The organism is Pseudomonas sp. 32_A (assembly GCF_017490905.1).
Taxonomy (GTDB): Bacteria; Pseudomonadota; Gammaproteobacteria; order Pseudomonadales; family Pseudomonadaceae; genus Aquipseudomonas; species Aquipseudomonas inefficax.
In genome coordinates this window covers 1-239 of record NZ_JAFGYI010000509.1, presented here as the reverse complement: position 1 = coordinate 239, position 239 = coordinate 1, and the positions used below count along the sequence as shown (strand labels likewise).

The 239-nt window shown below is 58.6% G+C and carries 1 pseudogene; it reads left to right on the top strand.

Annotated elements, in window-relative coordinates:
• A pseudogene (locus J5M58_RS28220) lies at nucleotides 1-88 on the top strand (transposase); the annotation flags it as partial.
• Between the last annotated feature and the right edge of the window lie 151 nt (nucleotides 89-239).

Genomic DNA, 239 nt, shown 5'->3' with positions numbered 1-239 from the left:
GGCGCGGTACATTGTCATGAATCCGAAGCGGGCAGGATTGGTCGCGAGGGTTGGGGATTATCCGCATTGGGATGCAATTTGGCTTTGATGGGGCTTTGCCTGTCAGGGCCCTATCGCCGGCAAGCCACACAGGTAAGTCACAGGACTCGATAGCAGTGGCGTACAGGTGTGGGAGCTGGCTTGCCGGCGATGGGCCGCATAGCGGCCCCGGGGTCTTTAGGGTTATTGAAGAACCTTGT